The sequence below is a fragment of the Pectobacterium versatile genome (assembly GCF_020166435.1).
Lineage (GTDB): Bacteria > Pseudomonadota > Gammaproteobacteria > Enterobacterales > Enterobacteriaceae > Pectobacterium > Pectobacterium versatile.
Genome location: NZ_JAINZP010000007.1, coordinates 64,388 through 85,079, shown reverse-complemented (window position 1 = coordinate 85,079; position 20,692 = coordinate 64,388). Strand labels below are relative to the sequence as shown.

Sequence of the window (20,692 nt, the reverse complement as noted above, 5' to 3'; positions counted from 1 at the left end):
ACCAGCCTATTTTTATCGCGGCGTGCTACTGCTTCGGCAGGCAAGACCAAAGTAAAAATGCATTTCCTCTTTTTAAGAGGTGCATTTTTATTTTGGTCTTTTTTTTTGGCCTAATTGGCGTCAACACAGGGTAAAACTATGGATCATCAAAAAATGAATTATCAAAAACTTGGAGTCGACATCCTCGCGTTGAGCGGCGGCAAGCAGAACGTCAGCAAACTGACCCACTGCGCCACTCGCTTACGTTTCGAGTTCAACGACAGCCATGCCGTACAGGCAGAGGCGATTGCTAAACTTCCCGGCGTCATCAGCGTGGTCGATCGCGGCGGCCAGTTTCAGGTGGTGATCGGCAACGACGTTCAAGTCACCTACCGGGCGATTTTGAATGAGATTGGCGAGATGAACAGCCAGCGCAATGCTGGTAACAAGCAGCAGAAAAAAGGCGGCATTTTTACGCAAATCATCAGCGTGATTTCCACCACCTTTACCCCCGTCATTCCAGCAATTACCGGCGCAGGGATGATCAAAGCACTGCTGGCAATCCTCAAGTTGACGGGCTTAATTTCTGCCGACAGCACGACCTATCGCTTGCTGGATACCATCTCTGATGCGGCCTTTTTCTTCCTGCCCGTGCTGCTGGCTTACGGTGCCTCCATCAAGTTCGCCTGTAACCCGATTCTGGCGATGACGATTGCTGGCGCACTGCTGCACCCGAATCTGGCTCAGCTGTTAGCATCAGGCGGGCCAATCAGCTTTATCGGCATTCCGGTACGGCTGGCGGACTATGCCGGATCGGTGTTACCGATCATTCTCACCGTGTGGATCATGTCTTACATCGAGAGATTCGCTGAAAAAGTCTCGCCATCGATGATCACCTTCTTCACCAAACCGATGATCGTGCTGCTGTTTACCGCGCCATTGGCGTTAGTGGTGATTGGGCCTTTCGGTATTTTCCTCAACGATCTGGTCGCCAGCGGCGCGGCTATCATTGACGGCAAGGCAAGCTGGTTAATCCCGATGCTGATGGGTGGCCTGCAGCCGTTCCTGGTGATCACCGGTACGGCCTGGGCGATGACGCCGATTGCCACCTCGCAGCTTACCCGTAACGGCTTCGAAATGATCAACGGGCCCGGCATGCTGGCTTCTAACATTGCTCAGGGTGCCGCCACGCTGTGCGTTGCGTTTAAAACCAAGAATAAGAATCTGAAACAGCTGGCTTCTTCGGCGGGCTTCACCGCGCTGCTGGGTATCACCGAACCTTCCCTGTACGGGGTGACGCTGAAATTGAAGAAACCGCTGATTGCCGCCATGATTGGCGGGGGCTGTGCGGGCATCTATGCCGGTTTAGCCGGGCTGGTTCGCTACGCCTTCGTCTCGCCGGGGCTGGCAGCGCTGCCTGCTTTCATTGGTGAAAACCCGATGAACATCGTCCATGCGCTGATCACCTGCGCCATTGCGATTGTCGTCACGTTTGCTCTCACCTGGATCATGGGATTCGACGATCCGGTGGATGAAACTGACAATACCCAAACCGACTCAGCTCAGGCAGATCAACGCCAAGCGACACCGGCAGCCAATACCGTGCAAAAAACGCAGGCCGCAGAAGGCCACGCAGAACCACAAACTATACTCAGCCCGCTGTCCGGCAAATTGGTCGCGCTGAGTGACATCAACGATGACGTATTCTCACAGGGATTACTGGGACAAGGCGTGGCGATTATTCCTGACAACGGTGAAGTGGTTGCGCCCGTCAGTGGCGAAATCATCACGTTCCTTGAGTCTAAACACGCCATCGGCATCCGGGCTGACAACGGTTTGGAATTGCTGATTCACGTCGGTCTGGACACGGTGAACCTCAACGGCAAGCACTTTACCGGCTATATCAAACCGGGCGACCGTGTCACCGCTGGCGACAGGCTAATTAGCTTCGATCTGCATGAAATCACGCGTCTGGGTTATGACCCGGTTACGCCAGTCGTGATTATCAATAGCGATGAGTACGCCAGCGTCGTCTGCACCGCACCGCAGCCAATCGCCCCGATGGATAACATCATTAAAGTGAACGCCTGACGATCCATAAAAGCATTGGGCAAGGTGCCCAATGCTTTTCAGTCTCCCTGTATGTGAGAAAAATATGCACTATCAACAGCAAAAACACTTCCCGGCAGGTTTTCTGTGGGGGGCGTCGACGTCAGCTTATCAGGTAGAAGGTGGCTGGCAGGCCGATGGGAAAAGCCCGTCGATCATTGATCAATGCCAGCACCTGGAAAACACTGCCGACTTCACCGTCGCCAGCGATCACTACCATCGGTTTAAAGAAGATGTGCAGCTTTTCGCGGAGCTGGGCTTGAAGGCCTATCGCTTCTCTATCGCCTGGACACGTATTCTTCCCGATGGCACTGGTGCCATCAATCCGCTGGGTATCGCGTTTTACAACAGCCTGATTGATGAACTGAACGCGCACAATATCGAACCGGTCGTCACGCTCTACCATTTCGATTTGCCTTATTGTCTTGAGGCACAAGGCGGCTGGCAGAATCGCGCCACGATTGATGCCTTTGTTCACTACGCCCGCACGCTGTTTACGCATTTCGGCGACAAGGTAAAATATTGGCTGACAATCAATGAGCAGAACACCATGATTCTGCATCCCGGTGCGATTGGCCTGCCGGAAGGTGGCGTTTTACCGTCTAAAAAAGTGCTGTATCAGCAAAACCACCACATGATGTTGGCGCAGGCTCAGGTCATGGCCTTGTGTCACGAACTCGCGCCCAATGGCCTGATTGGTCCGGCGATCAACACCACGTCTATGTATCAGGCCACCAGCAAACCGGAAGATGCTATCGCCGCACACAACTGGGAAACGCTGCGCTGTTGGAGTTTTCTGGATGTTGCCGTGCACGGCCGCTACAACGCGCTGGCCTGGCGTTATCTGGAAGATCGCGGTCTGGCACCGGAAACATTACCTGGCGATGACGATATCCTACAGTCAGGAAAGCCCGACTACGTGGCAATCAACTATTACTCCACCGCCACCATTGCCGCCAGCAAAGGCGATGCGTCTGATGTCAGCGCCCGCGCGGGCGATCAGCAAATCATGCTGGGCGAACCCGGCGTCTATCGCGCAGCGGAAAACCCGCACGTTGATAAAACGCCTTATGGCTGGGTGATCGATCCTATTGGCTTACGCTTAACGCTGCGGAAAACCTACGAGCGCTATCATCTGCCGATCCTGATTACGGAAAACGGCATGGGCGCGCCGGATAAGCTTGAGGCCGACGGTACGATCGACGATCAATATCGCATCGATTTTATTGCTCGCCATATTGAACAGATGCAGCTCGCCATCAGCGATGGCGTTGATCTTATTGGCTATTGTCCGTGGTCGGCGATCGATGTGGTCAGCACCCATCAGGGCTACGGCAAGCGTTACGGGTTTATTTACGTGAACCGCGACGAATTCGATCTGAAAGATCTGCGCCGCATCAAAAAGAAAAGTTTTTACTGGTATCAAGGTGTCATAGAATCAAATGGAGCGCGCTTATTTCCCAGCGTCCCGTGATACCGATATCCAGTACACGTTGTTAAAACGGGGATAAATACGACGCCAGATATGTCACGTTGCAGGAAGCCTATTTCCCGCAACGTGACACATCATGAAGCAAGCTTATCTCACTGACTTTCCCACTGAATCACTCAAGAAACGCATGATGGCTGAACCGATAAAAGCAATAAAAATACTGAACAATAGCCTGGTGTTATCTTCTGATGCAGATAACAACGAAATCATTGTTATGGGGAAAGGAATCGGCTTTAACAGCAAGACCGGCGATATTCTCGATCCGGCCAAAATTGAGAAGACCTTTATTCTCAAGGATGGCACATCGCCACGCGAATTTGCTCGTCTGATTGAGCACGTTGGGGAAGAATATGTTCACATCGTGAATAAGATTATTGATGATGCGAACCGGCAGCTTCATGGTCGCTTGAGCGAGCAGGTCTTTTTTACGCTGATCGACCATATCAGCTTTGCGATTGAGCGCTATCGCAAAGGCATCAGCATACAAAATCGTCTGCTTTATGAGGTAAAGCGGTTCTACCCGCAGGAATTTGCGATTGCCTCACGGGCGCTCAACGACATTAACCAACAGATGAAGCTGGAATTGCCCGAAGAAGAAGCAGGCAATATCGCGTTTCATTTAGTCAATGCCCAAACCGACGTCCAGAATATGGAAAACACGCTCCAGTCGGTCAAGATGCTGAAAGATATCTTTAATATCATCCAGTACAACTTCCATATCGTGATTGATAAAGAGTCGATTAATTACTCCCGTTTTCTGACGCACATGCAATTCTTTATTCAGCGTCTGTTGGAAAATAGCCTGATTCATTCAAATGATGACTTTATTTTTGAGCAAGTCACCAAAGAATACCCTGATGCCTATAAGTGCAGTCGACTGATCAAAGACTATATTCACAACCTGCTCAATATCGACATTTCTAACGATGAAATGCTGTACCTGATTATTCATATCGTCCGCATCACACCGGAACAGGAAAATGCGCCCAATAGACGATAAGTTGATAAGCGGTTTTCCTGTCACTGCTACATACCTCCTCGTCCTTATGACCTCACAAGCACAACACGCACAAGAACCAATCCCTGATAGCTCATTTGGACAAGGTACAGCCCATGCAGGTGACACGGCGATGACTGAAAGCTTCATCGCATTTTTAGTTACTGGGCATGTTCAATCCATAAGGCATTGGCTACTATCATCTTCATAAGCAAATTATGGAAAATTTTTTGTGACAACGATTAGAGATATCGCCCAACAAGCTGGGGTGGCAGCATCAACGGTTTCTCGTGTGCTTAATAACGATCCCAGTCTGTCTGTAACTAAAGAAAAACGTCAACTCATCAAGAAAATTGCCCATGAACTGGAATATTTATCGCCCACACAGCGTAAACAGCAGAAAAAAAAGTCAGATAACGCCATTGTTGTACGCTCCCATTTCAAAATGGATAACGATAATTTATTAAATCTCGCCGTCGTCCACTTTCTTACGCCTTCAGAAGAACTCAACGATCCTTATTTCACCGCAATGCGTATTGGTATCGAAAACCGCTGCCATGATTTTAATATTTCATTGCGAAATATATTCACCACAAATTTATCATCTAATAGCAACACCTTAGCTCAGGCACAGGCCATCATTTGTGTTGGTCACTTTAGCGATAACGATATCGCCTTAATTTACGCATTAAATAAGAATCTGATTTTTATCGACTCAGCCCCCCTCGATAAACAATGTGACGCTGTGCTTTTCGACCGGGAAGCGGCAGCACGCGAGGTATTACATTACATCGTTAATAGCGGCGCTCAGCGCCCCGCATTTATAGGGAACAATGAGAGCCGGTTGCATGTATTTCAGGAGATAACGCAAAAACACGGTATCTACGACGAGTCGCGATGCAAGGTCAGCCAGTTATTCTGTATTGAGTCCGGCTATCAGGCGATGAATGAGTTGCTGCAACAAAAAGAATGGCCCGATGTCGTGTTCGCGGCGACAGACATTATCGCTATTGGCGTGTACCGGGCGATTCAAGAGAAAGGTATTTCCATCCCTAAGCAAATCAAAGTGATTGGGATGAATGACATCCCCACAGCACAACATCTCAACCCCAGTTTGACCACCATGCGGCTCTACCCCACTGAAATGGGCGAAGCCGCCGTCGATCTATTTTTAGAATTGGTAGCGGGACGCTATTACAAGAAACACGTACAACTGGGCTATGAGATGGTCTGGCGCGAAAGTTTTACGCTTAACAATCCGTAGCCATGCCGCTCATAATACCGCCCTTCTATTTATTACCTTTGCAAATAAAGCGGCCACGTAAGAAAGTTACGCGGCCAGAGAGCGTCAATTAGCGGTAATTTTCCACAGCTGATTCCATCCCCCGTTATCATGCCATTGAATACCTGCCGCGCCGTTCTCTGTCGAACGACTACTGATATCCAGTAGCTTTCCGCTATTTCTATTCAGAATTTTATAATAGCCATCTCCGGCATCCAAAATCAGCCATTGCTGACTAAAATGACCGGTGTTATACATTTGGAGAATCTGCGCGCCATCTTCATTGGCGCTGGAAGTAATATCGATATATTTTCCGCTATTCACATTCACCAGATTGAAGTAACCATTGCCAATCGCGTTAAAATAAAAACGCTGGCTGTCCCAGTTACCATCCGTGTATTGCTCAAGGAATGCGCTATCCTCATGCGATCCCGCTACGACATTCAGCGATTTACTACTGTGTCGATTAACGATTTTATAGCGGGTGCCGTTGACGAAATTGATTTGCGATTCGGCAAACGCGTCCAGTGCTCGGATAAACTGCAATACATTGGCTGAAACTCGTGTTGTCGCACCTAATGCATAGCCATCTGGCAACACACTGGCATTACCCGCAGGTTCCCAATAAAAAACCCCAATCCCTTTATTCCCCGGCACGGCTTTAACAAGATTAATGGTATCTTTGATAGTCCAGTAGCTGTCTGTCGGGTTGGTCTCCAAACCGCCGACTTCAACAACCATGACTTCCTTACCATACCGGCTCGCCATATCATTAAGATTGCTAGCCAAAGCACCAGTGAGCTCCCAATAGTTTTTCCCCTCCCAATGGGGATAGAATGAAAAACCAATCACATCGGTTTTCCCACCATACGTGGTGAGGAAATTGTCAAAAAACCAGCGAGCATTCGAATTATTATTCCCATGCGCCAAATGGCTGATCACCTTGGAAGAAGGGCTGACTGCTTTAACCGCATCATAGCCCGCATTCAGTAGCTGCGTTAAATTGGCAAATCGGCTTGTGCTGCCTTCCGGTAGTAAAATTCCGGGGTTCATTTCGTTACCAACCTGCACCCATTCCGGCGTCACGCCAGCGGCAATGAGCGCAGTCATCACCTCATGTGTATGGTTATAAACGGCCGTCGTTAATTGACCAAGATTGTAATTCGCCCACGCGGCTGGCTTTATTTGATGACCAGGATCTGCGAAAACATCGCTGTAGTGGAAATCCACCATGACGCGCATTCCCATCGCTTTGGCGCGCTGCGCGGCATCCACCACGCGGGTTTTATCCGTATAGCCGAGCATCGTCCAGGTCGTATTATCTTTATGCCATAACGCACTGGGATCGGGGTTAACGAAAATACGTAGTCGCACCGCGTTTATGCCGTGATCGCGCAATATCTGTAATACATCACGCTGAGCGCCAGCATCGTCACGCCAGGTAACTCCGCGATCTTCCAACTGTTTTACCCAACCAATATCCGCGCCATAAGCAAACGGCTGCGCCGCTTTCGCCAGATTGGCTGACATGAACCCGATAAACAGCATTAACAATACAGAGATGATTCCTGAATAATTATTCTTTTTCATTCATTTCTCCTTGAGGTAACACACTTAAAAGGTATTTATTACATAAATACCCAGGTACAGATTAAAAAATAGAGGTCGATATTTATAAAAATAAATTTTACATAAAAAACCAAGCAGCCAATTTTCATCGCTGCTTGGTTAACTTCATGACTATTCCCTTTACGTCATATATTTTATGGAGCAAATTTCATAATTACAGGCCGTTATTTTTTAATTAATTCGTTTTCCATTTTCATCAAAAAAATGCAGATGTTCACTACGGCACGTAAGCGGAATCGTTGAGTAGGGAACAATACTGTTGTCACCCGAAAAATGTACCTTGAAATGATTAACGCCAGAATAAGCACCAAAAATATACGTGGCATTACCCAGCCTTTCGGTTACCTCACTATTGATTGACAGGCTGACATCACCGCCATTTGGATCAATACTCAGGTGTTCAGGCCGAATACCCACGGTAATCTTTTGTCCGATTTTCAGGCCGTGATTGGCAACATTAACGGAAAGTGTATTGAGCGTATTGATCAATATACTCACGTTATTTCCTTCAACCTGTATCACTTCACCGGGTAGAAAATTCATGTTCGGCGAACCGATAAAACCAGCGACAAAAAGATTTTCTGGCTTATGGTATAGCTCCATTGGCGTGCCGACCTGCTCAATGTCGCCTTTGTTTAGTACCACGATTTTATCCGCCAGCGTCATTGCTTCCACTTGATCGTGCGTCACATAAATCATGGTATTACGCATTTCCTGGTGCAGCCGGGCGATCTGTAAACGCATTTCCACGCGTAATTCAGCATCGAGGTTCGATAAGGGTTCATCAAATAAGAACACTTTAGGATCGCGCACAATGGCTCGCCCAATCGCAACGCGCTGCCTCTGACCGCCAGAGAGCTGTTTCGGTGTGCGATCCAACAATGCTTCGAGCTGGAGCGTCATTGCCGCCTTTCGCACCATTTTTTCCACTTCGGCTTTGGGGTGCCCATTCATTCTTAGCCCAAACCCCATGTTTTCAGCCACCGTCATATGCGGGTACAGCGCGTAAGACTGGAATACCATCGCAATCCCTCGCTCTGCGGGGTCGAAATGGTTCACTAAACGGTTATCAATATGAATTTCGCCATCCGTGATCTCTTCCAACCCAGCGATCATTCTCAGCAACGTGGATTTACCACATCCCGACGGGCCGACGAATACCACAAACTCGCCAGAATTAATTTCAAGATTGATACGATGGATCGTTTCCGTCTTATCGTAACGTTTCACTATATTTTTTAGTAAAATATCAGCCATGTGAACCTCAAACTTTAATTTTCCATTGAGAGCGTATTACTTTACCGCGCCCGTCATGCTGGCGATAAATTGCTTCTGCATGGCAAAGAAGATAAGTAAACTGGGAAGTGTAGAAATCACCGTTCCAACCATAATCAATCCGAAATCTGGCGAGTAGGCAGAAGCAAAACTGGATAGCACCAGATTAATCGTCTTTAATTCATTAGACTGAAGGACAATAAGCGGCCAGAGAAAGGCATTCCATGACGTCATGAAAACAATAATAAAAGCAGCAGAATAGCTGGCACGCATAATCGGCACGTAGACATACAGGAAAATTTTCCACTCAGCGACGCTTTCCACGCGCGCAGCGTCTATCAGCTCCCTCGGAAACGTTTTAGTACATTGCCTAAAGTAGAAAATAATAAATGCGCCTGCCACCGTTGGCATAACAACGGCAAAATGCGTATCCAGCAAGCCAGCCTTACCAAACATGGTGAAAAGCGGGATCATTAATGCCGCAAACGGGATCATCATCGTCGTTAATAGCGCAACATAGACACGCTCGCGATTTTTACTGGAATAAATCTCAAACGCATAGCCTGCGATAGAGCACACCACAAGCGTTGACACTGTGCTAATCAACGCAATTTTTGATGTATTCCAAAATATTAATGACAGATCCACCTGACTCGTCAGATTGGTAAAATTGACCACTAGCTGATCGCCAAACGTGAATTTCCCCATGTTGATTTGGCTGGTGCTATTCGTGCTCGATACCACCATCCAGTAGAAAGGGAAAAGCGAAAAAATGCTCATCAACACGAGAAAAACATGCATCAGTATGCTGTTAATTTTACTTTTTCTCATATTATCCCTTCCGTGCCGCTTTAAATTGAATCAGCGCCAGTATTGCTGAGAAGACAACAATCACGTACGAAACCGTTGCCGCATAACCGAAGTTAGGCACAAATTTGAACGACAAGTTATAAATATAAAGCGATAACGTCAGCGTCGCATTTGCCGGACCACCATTCGTGATATTCATCGCTTCATCAAACAACTGCAATGTGCCAATCGTTGATGTCACGCTGGTAAAAAGAATCACCGGTTTCAGTAATGGTATAGTGATAAAGAAAAACTGCTTAATGGGGCTGACACCATCGACTCTGGCGGCCTCATAAATTGACTTATCAATGTTCTGCATAGCGGAAAGATAAAAGATCATATTATATCCCGTCCAACGCCATGTGATCGCAATAATAATCGTCACCTTTGCCCAGAAAGGATCGGACAGCCACGGAATCGGATCGTCAATAACATGAATAAACATCAGGAATGAGTTAATCACGCCGTCCAACTCAAACATACTTTTAAAAAGAATAGAGTAGGCAACCAGCGAAGTGACGCAGGGTAAGAATATGGCTATTCTAAACCATTGACGATATTTAAGTTGAGACGAATTCAGGCAAGAAGAAATCGCTAATGATAGCAAAATCATAATGGGCACTTGGATAACCAGAAAGGTTAATGTGTTCCAAAGTGCCGTTTTAAACATAGGATCATTAAATAAACGAATGATATTTCCCAGGCCAACAAATTGTGTCACCACACCACGGCCAGACTGAAAAGAGAGCCAAAGTGATTTGAAAATAGGGTATATCGTCATTAAGGCAATCAACCCAACAGCCGTAGCGACAAAAGCCCAGCCGTTGATGTTATAAAGCCTATTCATTTTAGGTTTATACATCATTATCACACCATCGATTTTTGGAGAGAAATACTTGAGGGCTTGCCGCCCTCAAGCTCACACTCGCTACTGCATAATCTGATTTTTTAATGTAGTTTCGGCGCGTTTTAAAACGTCATCAACAGAATCGCCTTTCAGTAATGCAGGTATTTCAGCGGCAATGGCGTTATCAACTTCTTGGGTATACATGCCATAGGAGACCTGTGGAATTTCAGTCACCCATTTAGAAAAATCAGCAAAGACGGGCTGACCGCCAAAGAACGGATCCTTTACTGCATAAGCCGGGCCGGAAGTGGCAGGAAGGAAGGTGGCAAGCGCACCGCGATCAACCAAAAGGGTTTGATACATATTGCTATCTGCCGCAAAGGTTTTCTGCAAAAATTCAATCGCCTGTTTAGTATTTTTGCCACCTTTTAAGACATACCAGCTCGACCCTCCCTGATTGGAAGCATGTACCGCTTTGTCGAGATTTAACCGAGGAATCGGCGCAACACGCCATTTTCCTTTCTGATCTTCGGCACTTTTAATGGAGCCAATCACCCATACGCCGGAAACCACACTCGCTGATTTCCCTGCGTTAAAACTCCCCACAAAACTCGACCAGCCAGAGATAGGCCGCACAATTTTCGCGTCATTAATCGCTTTAATCGTTTTTAACGTTTCTTTCAGTGCATTGTTTTTGGTGAGATTGAGCTGGCCTTGATTATCGAAGAACCATTCTCCACCGGACTGCATCATAATATGGGGAAGAACCACATCGTTCATATCGTAGGTCAGCATATCAACGCCGGTTTTCGCTTTTACCTGCTTACCGATTTCAATATATTTATCCCAGGTAATGTTCACCATATCGCTCTCTTTATATCCGGCAGCTTCCAGATAATCGAGTCGATAGAACATCCCCGCCACGCCGGAATCAAAAGGAACACCGTATACCTTATTCCCTACCGTCATCACTTTCGTTTTATAAGGTGCAAACTGGCTATAATCAATAGCATCCTGCAATGGGACAAATGAGTCAGGATAAGCCTGAAGATATTTCTGCGCATTATAATCCTCAATAAGCACAATATCAGGCAGCGCATTTTTAACACCAGAAGCCAACATGGTATTTAGTTTCTGCTCAATATCTTCTTTACCTGAGTCGATCACTTTCAGACTAAAATTTGGATCGGCTTTTGTATATATCGAAGAGGCTTCATGCATTGCCGCAACATTGAAGTTAGGATCCCAGGCCCATACGGTGACTTCAGCAGCCAGGCTGTGACTCGATAAGCCCAACGTGAGGAATGAAACTGCAAATAGGGTAGATACTTTATTCTTGATCTTCATCAGAGCAGTCCTTCTTTACTTTTTGTAAAGAGAGAATATGAGTTACTGCATAATGAAGCAACGAGTTACACCGCTTACATTCTTTAATCCAGTGATACGGCTCACACAACAAGGAGAGAAATAACTAAATATTCGATCTCAATACAAAAAATTTAGGAAAAATTTCCTTAGAAAAAACCCATATCCAATCGATAAAACAGACTAAAAATCAACCTAAAATAAACTCATCACATTGAAATTCAAGTAAAAACCTCATCATAAGAAAATAAATAAAAAGTTTACTCCGATAGTATTAGCCATAATCACACGGCCATCACGGCATTACCCAAAAATGAAAACGTTACCACGGCAAATCAAGCAGCACACGTCGATGCCCGTGTGCCATAAAATACGCTGACGCCTAGGCAAACCAGCCACGAATGATCGCGTGCTGTAATAGCATGATGGTCTTGCCGTCTTTAATCCGGCCATCGTTCATCATCGCGACGGCTTCACTGAACGGCAGCTCCAGCACCTCGATATCTTCGTCTTCCACGCCGCCGCCCGGATTATCGCGCAGCGACTCATCGTATTCAGCCGCGAAAAAGTACACGCGTTCCGTCACGCTGCCCGGCGACATGTAGGCATAGAACAGCTTTTCCACGTTGCCGATCGCATAGCCGGTTTCTTCGATTGCTTCGTTACGGATGCACTCTTCAGGCGAATGGTCGTCCAGCAAACCGGCGCAGGTTTCCAGCAGCATGCCGCTTTCGTTGCCGTTCACGTAGGTGGGAATACGGAATTGCCGTGTCAGAATCACCGTGCCTTTCGCCCGGTTGTACAGCAGAATCGTCGCGCCATCACCACGGTCATAGACTTCACGAACCTGGCGAACGATTCCGCCATTATTTCTTTTTAAATCAAAAGTATATTTATTCAGAATGTACCAATTATCGGATAGCAGCTTCTTTTCGACGATATCAATGGGAGACGACATGCAAACACCTCGGTGATCGATGGCTGGAGGGCTCTTCAAAATGCGATTGCCTTAGCGCAGATAGCAGAACAAAGAAGAGATTTCTGCCCTGGCACGAGACCAAGGCTCTTAAAACTGTAATGATGATACGCCATTTTCCGATACTAATCAGAGTAGCATCTTCCAGAACAGCCATACCCGTCCTAGTTACAAGCTACATCTGCGTTGGCTGCATCACCCGAATCACTTACCCAGCGTCTTTTATGCATCCTCAAATCTCAAAATTTGGTTTGTATTTTGCTCAAGCATCATCGACAGTTTCGACCCCAACCATCGCCCAGCACCTGGGTAAATTAAATCCTTGCACGAACCTTCAATAACTGAACAGAGAAAACTCTCTGCTTTTTTATGGGATTTTTTCATATCATGATATTTGGGAGTATCAAGAGTATATGAACAACCTACAACAAATGGCGAGATTTCACCCTCATATAAACATGCTTCTATATCAAACGTTATACGCTGTTTATCTGTAAGGATAATAGCGCCCGGATAAATACGATGGCTGTGCATCTGGTAAGATTTCAGCTCGGTATCAATATCTATTCTTACATGCTTAAGCTCAGGAAATATATCCGAAAAGTATCTGAGTGTAGTTGCTTCACGAGGTTGGTTCAGATAAATTTTTCTTTTAACCTCAACATATCCATCAAGCATACCTTCATTATTCAATGCGATTTTTTCCTCAACCTCACTTTTCCCAGTGATCCCTTCGGCAAAATCCAGCCTTGTGCCAAGAACACGATATGTATTTCTTCCCAGCTCTTTTGCTGTTAAAGATGCAGGGTAAACCACTGAACCATCGATCACCTTTGAATTTTGTCTGATAAGAAGGCCTCTTTTTCGCAACGCAAGATCTTCAGTATCAAAGTACTCTTTTATTTTGTGTGTTTCACTGAATGGATCCGATACATCCTCTACACCAAAACCATGAGCTAAACTAGCCTGTTTAATTCTGTCCCAAACTATTTGGTACCCTTCTTCCCTCGAACCTTCAAAAAAATCTGGACGTAACAATGCCTTAAATTCACGTGAATTAACTTCTTTCATTGGTTTCCAACGGCTAATATTTTTCTCAAATAGCATAATACTTATCCTTTCTGATATATTTAATTATTGGTTTTTAGTAAAAAAACGGGATTTTTAACACCCCATCGAAAAGTAATATCTTTGATGAAATTAAATACATAGCCGTCTTATATATTACATTGAATTTACTCTCATTCAGATTTTCTAGCAGTTTCCCACCAAGTAGTGTGCCTAATATTGATGCAGTAACCATGGAAAATACTGACAATATTACTGATTCATATTCTACACTGCTATTTTCACCTGAAAACAACCCATAAATAATCGTGTAAATTGCTGGAATCTTAATTAGATGGAGACTAAATTGGCATGCTGTGGATGTAGCAACAATCCTTTGTCGCCCTATATCTGTTTTAAGGAAATAGGGAGCTAAAACGGCACCATTAGCGCCAAAAAGCATACTCACGGGTGCAGAAAAGGCTCCAACTACATAAAAATTCACCGCTGGGCTACGCTCTATTGCGCTCCTTTTTGAACCAGATAACGTACTCCACCAAACGACAATCCCTATTATAATCATGAAGTAAGGTGATATTGCATCGTAATCACTGAATAAGCGATACAAGATGAATGTCGAAACAGCCACTCCGGGAATTGCGCCAATCATGTACCGTGCCCAAATTCCCACATCGATAAAACGCCAGTAAGCAATTAATCTGGTCGCATTGCTGACAAGACTGACGCATGCATGCATTGGAATCACCAGACGTGGGTCAGGCAAAAGCATGTAAAGTGCACTCAACAAGAGCACACCGCCAACACCTGTCGTTGCAGCAATCGCCGAAGTACAGGCTGCCAGCAGCGCAAGCGATGCTCCCAATCCCCATGTAATTATCATTTACCGTTTCTCAGCAGAAGCCGTAATAGCAATATCAGACAGATGATCTACTTGGCCCTGGGGACGAATATCTAACCTGGCCTTTACATAATTCAATACTTTATCTAATTCCAGTTCATCATTACTGCTATAAATATAGTCTGCTGTGGGAGTAAGAACATCATCAAATATAGATTTAATTTCAGACAATTCATTCAGATTTACCTTCTGCTTGTATTGCCTTTTTGCGTATCGTTCGGCCAAACAACAGACATCAGCGGTACAAAGAATAGTAATAAAATTCCGAACAATATAATCATTCAATACATCTAACTCTGACGCAGAGAAAGGAACCCCTCGTTTCCATAAACGACTGTAAATCAACTCACTGTAATGCGATCTATTGAATATAACCCGATCATTAACCATGTAATCTCGCATGTAACGATCAAATTGTGGACCATTTTGGTGCCCAAGCATTATGCAGTCATAAGAAATGACATCAGAGCGAACACGCTGAATGAGTGTGGTCTTTCCGCTACACTCTACCCCTTCAATAATAATCCCTTTTATTGCATTATTATCACTAATAATTCCATTCATCAGCATTTTTCAACCGCCCACAGGGTATATGGATTATCACCAATAAAGGCACCATAATATCTATTATCGTGTGTAACTTCCTGACCGACCCAAGACGGAATCTGAATAACTTCATCTTCTTTTGAAAGCTCAACCTCGACCATATTCAAGCCAGCATTCACGCCTTCAAATATATTAACCTCATACATAATTTCTTTTTCAAGGACACGATACCGTATCTTTTCGGTAATATGACCAGGACACAAGCTTTCAAGCATCTGCTGACCATCTTCGAAAGGGATTTTATATTCAAACTCCTGACGTTTTAGGTAACCAACACTTTTAATGGTAATCCAGGCTTCTTTTCCTACTGTCCTTACTCGAATCGAGTTCGCTGTGTTATCAGACGTAAGATAGCCCTGCCGTATCCGAATCTGATCAACAATTTTTTCACGCCATCCATCCGAAGCGATAAGAAATTTTCTTTCAATTTCAAACATTAATATTTCCCCTCGATGGCTACTTGGGGTGCATTCTCAAGCTCGGTATTTAAATTATCAGGCCCAAAATCCAGATGAATAAAAATTTCTTTTTCCAGACGCTTTTCCTGATCATATCGCTCATCCCACGAGACCCCATGTTTTTCCCAACTTTCTCGGTAAGTTTCGCGAAGATAAGCAAGGCGATCGTCGAAAGAGACGATATCAACCAGTTGAACCCGCCAGTCAGCGTAATGCAGCACTTTAAGTTCCACACCACCAAGGAGATACGAAGGGTTACCGGTAGAACCAATCATCTTCAGGAAGTTGGAGAACTCGGGATATTCATCCTTAAAAATTTCGGCAACGATCAAGGTTTCATGCATACCTTCATAACGTTCACGCAGTTCCGACCAAATTTCTATTTCACGCTCAGAAGGTGCATAGCCCCATTCTGGACGCGGCTCCAGTGATTTAAGAGATGCCGCTTTGAAAGCATCATGAAGTAAACAACCCGCTTCCAGTAAATTCATATCTACTTCAACACCTGCTTCTTGCAGGCGTTTCCCTAATAGCCCCCCAACATCTGTCACTTTTTCACAATGCCGACGGATCGGGCTTGGAACAGAATATTTATCAAAAATCTCGTAACATTCTTGGCGCGAAGGTATTTTCATTTTCTTCCTATTATTCATCAAATTAGATTGATACACGTATAAAATCATTTCCGTTTTAATATCATTCCCATTTTCGTCTATTTTTTATGGGAAAAATCCATTTCACGACAAATCCAATTATAGAATTGGATCATTTTTTATAAAAACACAAAAAGAGATGACGTATTCCCCAAAAATAAAATCACGTTAAAACTGTCGAATTATAAATTTAAAAAAGAAGGAAATGTTTTCTCATAAAGTGATATATCACTTGGATGGTCAACCTCTCCCCATGGACCACTTATAGGAACAGCATAAATATTAACACCTTTATTGATAGCAAAAGAAAATAGTGATGTCATATCTAATTGTGAAAACACCACGCCATCTTCAAGGCCGCTTGTGCATGCTTTTAGTTCTTTCCAACCTCTAGGCGTTATTTTAAACAACCCCATATATTGACCATCTACTCTGACTTTCGGCATAGCACGGCCACCAATTTTTGTTATTCTCTTTCTGCTCTTTAATATCCCCTTCCCGTTATCAAAAGGTATATGTCCCTCACATACCTCAGACGTATCTACATCAATGAATTGAAAATTTTCCGCATCAGAAAATGGCTCAGTGAATCTCGCCTCCCATAAGGAAAACCAATCAGGATCATAAGCTAAAACGATATCTTCATGGGTATCTATTAAAGAAGATACTGCACTAGAAGGATAGAAAATGTCTCCATAACTAACGATAGTTGTGCATTCATTCAGCCAAGCCTCTGCACAACACAATGAACCTGCAATATTTGTTACTGACCAGTCATTGTTTTTAAAATTATGTGAAAAATACCTATTAATTAACTCAGAACAATAGCCTGTCACACCGGCCACATTGCTCACTCCCGCAAGCTTCATTGCATTTATCTGTCTATCCAGCAGACTAACTCCATGAATTTTTACCATACACTTTGGAGCATACTCAGTTAATTCCCCTAAGCGAGAACCACGCCCAGCAGCAAGTATTAAACCATGCATGGATTAACTCCTTTTAAAAAATTCATAATGGTAACCAAATCAATTTTTGAAAAAGGTTCCTCCCGCTCAGGATGCCACATTAATCCAAGCCATTTTAATTCTTTGCTAAAAAAAGCTTCAATAGTACCGTCATCAGCCAATACAAAAGGCACGAACTGTTCAGGTATTTCCTTAACACCATAATCATGAAATGAATTAACTTGTGAATAATTACTCCCCGTTACCTGATGCCTTATATTGGTATGCCGTTCAATTTTGCATAATTCACCGCCGCAATCTTCTATCATTTTCTGCATACCACGACATACTCCGATAACCGGAATACTTTTTTCTCTTGAGTAGTTCAGAAGGATTTTTTCGATCTGATCTCTTTCAGTCATGTTGCCTGATATAGAAAATATATCCCCCCCTCCGCTCAAAATGATAAAATCAATTTTTCTATAAGCTAGGATCTGCTCGGCAACAAAGCAATTATTCGGTAAGATAATAGGTTGAGCGTCTAACGCATTCAGAAACTGATACCAGCGTATATCCAAACTATCTCGCTGTTCCTTTCGACTAATAATCATGTCACTACGCATGGTGATAGCAGCAAATTTCATTCGATGACCTCCACGCGCTCTACGGAACAGTCAATACGAAGCTTTTTAGCAGATACCCATGCATTAAAAAGCGCTTCTCCTGCCCCGATAATAGCAGGAACCTCAAGCTCAGCAGCTCTGATAGCCATATGTGAATTAGAACCACCATAGGCGGTAATAAGAGCCAATATACCTCTCCCAAATAACCAGTCAAAACCAGGATCGGCGTTAGGGATCATTACAATTGCATCTTTCAGATCCCCGCAATCGGAAGATCTTATGTAACCTTCGGCAATCTTTCTCGTTATGAAATTTGGCCGAGCAGTTGGAATGTGAAAGGTAGAAATATCTTCCTGAGCGGCGATAAGTGGTGGGAGCGTAAGTGAATGTGTCTCTGTATCGTGCTCCCTCCCTCGGTAAATCGACACTTCCAATGTCCTCTTCAGGCCACGGCTGTTTGTTCTAGACTCAACGATATCCATAATATCAGCGTGTGAAAGAGCCTCCTCATTAAATCCAAGCTTCAGCCCGAGATGACGAATGATATCCAACACACGTGATACCGATCGGCTAAAGATAAATTTGGCTTCTTCTCTCGCGACAATAGCCTGCTGTATAAACTCTATCAGAGAATAGGCACTGATTATCAGCCCTTCTTTCGCCAGAGCTGATTCCAGTGCGAGTTCCTCTTTTGGATCAAGCTGCCAACTGATGCGGTTTTTACTAAATGGCATATCAAATGAAAGGTACCGCTCAGGGTCTTGAGAATAAGAAGGAACTCTTATGTCATAAGTTCCAGGACGCAGGTGACCGTAAACTCTCAAAAAATCATCCCGTTCAAGACGAGACATGTCCTCAAGAAGCCGAGAGGCGGGAGTTCTGAGTGAAGCCAAAAAATGGGAATATGTCCGATCGGAAATAATGCCTTTATTCACAGCCGATCTCAGAATATCCATGCCAATGAACGCTGCACGCGCTAATCCTGCAAAAGGAGCCGTCCCATACTTTCTGCACTCAACCAGAGTTTGATAGATCCGCGCTACATCAGAAATGCTGGATTGTTCGCCTTCTCTTTGTAATTGCACAAGTTTGTTGAGCTTAGCCTGATCGGAGGCAATCCTTTTTCGACCATTACCCGAAAGATAGCTTTGCGTAAGATTCAACAGAGCACGTTTGATAGATAATTTATCTTCTGAAGTGATATCCAAGAGCTTATCGAGTTTGGAATCAATATCAAAAGTATAGCAAGTAGGAATAACCTCAAACTCCACCTTGTCATGTAATTGGGGATTATCAGTTAACCTTTGCAAACAAGATGAGACAAACCGATCACAAATAGATTGGGAAAGCTCCGCTGGTACGAGCGAATTGAAGCTCGCACGTACATCTACATATGGAATACCATGCAAACTCACAATCAATGGAATATATCGTGTATCTCTGTAGCCATATTTTCTTCTCTCAATTGCCCACACAGTATCCGTTATCAAAAACCGATATAAAGATAGCGCCAACCGACGAGGCCGAGCGCCAAGAATTTCGGCGGGATTCCAATCAGGCATAATCCCCAATAACCCTTTTTGCCCAGAGAGCCGTGAATCTGGAGCCAGAAACTCTAAGGTCGCATCCTGTATTTCACGTAAGAGCTGACGATGCCTGCATACTTCCACTCTGGCGATAGGAACACCAACAAATGGCCTGACTTGTAATAAAACCAATTGATGAGAAGAATCGACAGCAAATTCTATATCCAGAGGTTGCTCGCCATAAAGAGATTCTAGTTCTCGTAGAAGAAGAATTACGCCTTTTAACTCACTATGCCTAGCCTCAGTATCATGCGATGAGATATATGTCTGCAGATCAGTACCACGCCCAGATGTAACTAAAGACGTATCATCATTAAAAGTATAATTTATGACATCATAATGTGAGCCGGTCCGAGGATCGCGGTTAAACGCAACCCCACTCATTTTAGTCCCTTTCAGAAAGGGCTGAACAAGAACCTTATCAGATGCATTAATACGACCATAAGAATCAATTACAGCATTAACCGTCTTAGTTATTGAATGCTCTTTTCGTGAACTTCTTGCTGAGTGAAAAGCACCGGCACGGCTCCCAGAATAAGTATCTTCAAGAGTACAGCTTGAACGAACGATAATATCAGATGTGAGGCTGTCATTTTCAAGTACGTGCTCTATCACTTCGTGCCGGTTAGATATCCATTCATGAACAGTGAAAGAATAGCTCGGCAAAATATTGGCGAATTTAAGATTACGATACAGAGCAGCAAGTGTGTCAGATTTAGTTTTAAATTCTAATTTCATGTGTAGTCCAGACAGCAATGAGATTATCGCGGCCTACATAAAAATAACTTACCATACAAACTACTATTGACAGATTTCATCGAAAAAACAAGCCTGTCAACTTGAATGGTAGACGTAAGGCAGGACGTAGGCGACTGAGATTCTAACTGTGTTTTATCTTCTAATACTGACCCATTCAGCCACATAGATGGAAACGAGTCTTGTTTCCCTAAACATATAAACTATTGTACATTTATGTTTCAATTTCATTACAGATGAAAAAAAATTCAGTATTAACTAAAAACTTTCATTATTAAAAACCAGATGAATACGCAT

General features: G+C 44.3%; 18 protein-coding genes. 4 read left to right on the top strand and 14 right to left on the bottom strand.

Going from position 1 to position 20,692, the window contains the following annotated elements; translation table 11 throughout:
* Positions 1-153 precede the first annotated feature (153 nt).
* The 4 genes from K7X24_RS10560 to K7X24_RS10545 all read left to right on the top strand — a co-directional run bounded on the left by K7X24_RS10560 (position 154) and on the right by K7X24_RS10545 (position 5,841).
* Positions 154-2,070, top strand: coding sequence for a beta-glucoside-specific PTS transporter subunit IIABC (locus K7X24_RS10560; RefSeq protein WP_224554946.1), 1,917 nt, complete (start codon positions 154-156; stop codon positions 2,068-2,070).
* 64 nt (positions 2,071-2,134) lie between these two features.
* Positions 2,135-3,562 (top strand): glycoside hydrolase family 1 protein, encoded by a 1,428-nt coding sequence (locus tag K7X24_RS10555; RefSeq protein WP_224554783.1) that lies wholly within the window; start codon positions 2,135-2,137, stop codon positions 3,560-3,562.
* A gap of 148 nt (positions 3,563-3,710) precedes the next feature.
* The gene (gene licT, locus K7X24_RS10550; RefSeq protein WP_224554944.1) at positions 3,711-4,580 is read left to right on the top strand and encodes a BglG family transcription antiterminator LicT; all 870 of its coding nucleotides are present in this window, start codon (positions 3,711-3,713) and stop codon (positions 4,578-4,580) included.
* A gap of 229 nt (positions 4,581-4,809) precedes the next feature.
* On the top strand, positions 4,810-5,841 hold the full coding sequence (locus K7X24_RS10545; protein WP_224554781.1) for a LacI family DNA-binding transcriptional regulator: 1,032 nt from the start codon (positions 4,810-4,812) through the stop codon (positions 5,839-5,841).
* Positions 5,842-5,925: 84 nt separating this feature from the next.
* On the opposite strand, the gene K7X24_RS10540 is transcribed toward K7X24_RS10545, so the two are convergent.
* From K7X24_RS10540 to K7X24_RS10475, 14 genes are all read right to left on the bottom strand, one after another.
* Positions 5,926-7,449 carry a glycosyl hydrolase 53 family protein gene (locus K7X24_RS10540; protein WP_224554779.1) on the bottom strand — a complete coding sequence of 508 codons (1,524 nt, stop codon included), beginning with the start codon at positions 7,447-7,449 and terminating at the stop codon, positions 5,926-5,928.
* A 210-nt stretch (positions 7,450-7,659) separates the two neighbouring features.
* A complete protein-coding gene (locus K7X24_RS10535) occupies positions 7,660-8,745 on the bottom strand; it encodes an ABC transporter ATP-binding protein (RefSeq protein WP_224554776.1) in 1,086 nt (361 codons plus the stop codon).
* A gap of 36 nt (positions 8,746-8,781) precedes the next feature.
* Positions 8,782-9,594 (bottom strand): carbohydrate ABC transporter permease, encoded by an 813-nt coding sequence (locus tag K7X24_RS10530; protein ID WP_116362924.1) that lies wholly within the window; start codon positions 9,592-9,594, stop codon positions 8,782-8,784.
* A gap of 1 nt (position 9,595) precedes the next feature.
* The gene (locus K7X24_RS10525; RefSeq protein ID WP_039355562.1) at positions 9,596-10,477 is read right to left on the bottom strand and encodes a carbohydrate ABC transporter permease; all 882 of its coding nucleotides are present in this window, start codon (positions 10,475-10,477) and stop codon (positions 9,596-9,598) included.
* Positions 10,478-10,540: 63 nt separating this feature from the next.
* On the bottom strand, positions 10,541-11,806 hold the full coding sequence (locus tag K7X24_RS10520; RefSeq protein WP_224554774.1) for an ABC transporter substrate-binding protein: 1,266 nt from the start codon (positions 11,804-11,806) through the stop codon (positions 10,541-10,543).
* A gap of 400 nt (positions 11,807-12,206) precedes the next feature.
* The gene (nudK, locus tag K7X24_RS10515) at positions 12,207-12,782 is read right to left on the bottom strand and encodes a GDP-mannose pyrophosphatase NudK (protein ID WP_103861344.1); all 576 of its coding nucleotides are present in this window, start codon (positions 12,780-12,782) and stop codon (positions 12,207-12,209) included.
* A gap of 240 nt (positions 12,783-13,022) precedes the next feature.
* Positions 13,023-13,907, bottom strand: a complete 885-nt coding sequence (locus tag K7X24_RS10510; protein ID WP_224554772.1) for a hypothetical protein — start codon at positions 13,905-13,907, stop codon at positions 13,023-13,025.
* A gap of 37 nt (positions 13,908-13,944) precedes the next feature.
* Positions 13,945-14,748: a sulfite exporter TauE/SafE family protein gene (locus K7X24_RS10505; protein ID WP_224554770.1), complete on the bottom strand. Its 804-nt coding sequence runs from the start codon at positions 14,746-14,748 to the stop codon at positions 13,945-13,947.
* On the bottom strand, positions 14,749-15,330 hold the full coding sequence (locus tag K7X24_RS10500; RefSeq protein ID WP_224554768.1) for a hypothetical protein: 582 nt from the start codon (positions 15,328-15,330) through the stop codon (positions 14,749-14,751).
* Entirely contained in the window at positions 15,330-15,809 is a 480-nt protein-coding gene (locus tag K7X24_RS10495) for a CYTH domain-containing protein (RefSeq protein ID WP_224554766.1), read from the bottom strand. The genes K7X24_RS10500 and K7X24_RS10495 overlap by 1 nt, the downstream gene beginning before the upstream one ends.
* A complete protein-coding gene (locus K7X24_RS10490; protein WP_198997308.1) occupies positions 15,809-16,465 on the bottom strand; it encodes a hypothetical protein in 657 nt (218 codons plus the stop codon). Before K7X24_RS10490 ends, K7X24_RS10495 begins: the two co-directional genes overlap by 1 nt.
* 200 nt (positions 16,466-16,665) lie before the next feature.
* Complete coding sequence (locus tag K7X24_RS10485) at positions 16,666-17,472, bottom strand: NTP transferase domain-containing protein (RefSeq protein ID WP_224554764.1); 807 nt, start codon at positions 17,470-17,472, stop codon at positions 16,666-16,668.
* Positions 17,460-18,074, bottom strand: coding sequence for a gamma-glutamyl-gamma-aminobutyrate hydrolase family protein (locus K7X24_RS10480; RefSeq protein WP_224554762.1), 615 nt, complete (start codon positions 18,072-18,074; stop codon positions 17,460-17,462). The genes K7X24_RS10485 and K7X24_RS10480 overlap by 13 nt, the downstream gene beginning before the upstream one ends.
* Complete coding sequence (locus tag K7X24_RS10475) at positions 18,071-20,377, bottom strand: PEP-utilizing enzyme (RefSeq protein ID WP_224554761.1); 2,307 nt, start codon at positions 20,375-20,377, stop codon at positions 18,071-18,073. Before K7X24_RS10475 ends, K7X24_RS10480 begins: the two co-directional genes overlap by 4 nt.
* Positions 20,378-20,692 lie beyond the last annotated feature (315 nt).

Bases quoted from the DNA above. Each gene is read 5' to 3' on its own strand.
- K7X24_RS10560 (WP_224554946.1), top strand. From the start codon at position 154: ATGAATTATCAAAAACTTGGAGTCGACATCCTCGCGTTGAGCGGCGGC.
- K7X24_RS10485 (WP_224554764.1), bottom strand. From the start codon at position 17,472: ATGCATGGTTTAATACTTGCTGCTGGGCGTGGTTCTCGCTTAGGGGAA.
- licT (WP_224554944.1), top strand. From the start codon at position 3,711: ATGGCTGAACCGATAAAAGCAATAAAAATACTGAACAATAGCCTGGTG.
- K7X24_RS10475 (WP_224554761.1), bottom strand. From the start codon at position 20,377: ATGAAATTAGAATTTAAAACTAAATCTGACACACTTGCTGCTCTGTAT.
- K7X24_RS10505 (WP_224554770.1), bottom strand. From the start codon at position 14,748: ATGATAATTACATGGGGATTGGGAGCATCGCTTGCGCTGCTGGCAGCC.
- K7X24_RS10530 (WP_116362924.1), bottom strand. From the start codon at position 9,594: ATGAGAAAAAGTAAAATTAACAGCATACTGATGCATGTTTTTCTCGTG.
- nudK (WP_103861344.1), bottom strand. From the start codon at position 12,782: ATGTCGTCTCCCATTGATATCGTCGAAAAGAAGCTGCTATCCGATAAT.
- K7X24_RS10510 (WP_224554772.1), bottom strand. From the start codon at position 13,907: ATGCTATTTGAGAAAAATATTAGCCGTTGGAAACCAATGAAAGAAGTT.
- K7X24_RS10535 (WP_224554776.1), bottom strand. From the start codon at position 8,745: ATGGCTGATATTTTACTAAAAAATATAGTGAAACGTTACGATAAGACG.
- K7X24_RS10500 (WP_224554768.1), bottom strand. From the start codon at position 15,330: ATGAATGGAATTATTAGTGATAATAATGCAATAAAAGGGATTATTATT.
- K7X24_RS10525 (WP_039355562.1), bottom strand. From the start codon at position 10,477: ATGATGTATAAACCTAAAATGAATAGGCTTTATAACATCAACGGCTGG.
- K7X24_RS10520 (WP_224554774.1), bottom strand. From the start codon at position 11,806: ATGAAGATCAAGAATAAAGTATCTACCCTATTTGCAGTTTCATTCCTC.
- K7X24_RS10495 (WP_224554766.1), bottom strand. From the start codon at position 15,809: ATGTTTGAAATTGAAAGAAAATTTCTTATCGCTTCGGATGGATGGCGT.
- K7X24_RS10490 (WP_198997308.1), bottom strand. From the start codon at position 16,465: ATGAAAATACCTTCGCGCCAAGAATGTTACGAGATTTTTGATAAATAT.
- K7X24_RS10480 (WP_224554762.1), bottom strand. From the start codon at position 18,074: ATGAAATTTGCTGCTATCACCATGCGTAGTGACATGATTATTAGTCGA.
- K7X24_RS10540 (WP_224554779.1), bottom strand. From the start codon at position 7,449: ATGAAAAAGAATAATTATTCAGGAATCATCTCTGTATTGTTAATGCTG.
- K7X24_RS10555 (WP_224554783.1), top strand. From the start codon at position 2,135: ATGCACTATCAACAGCAAAAACACTTCCCGGCAGGTTTTCTGTGGGGG.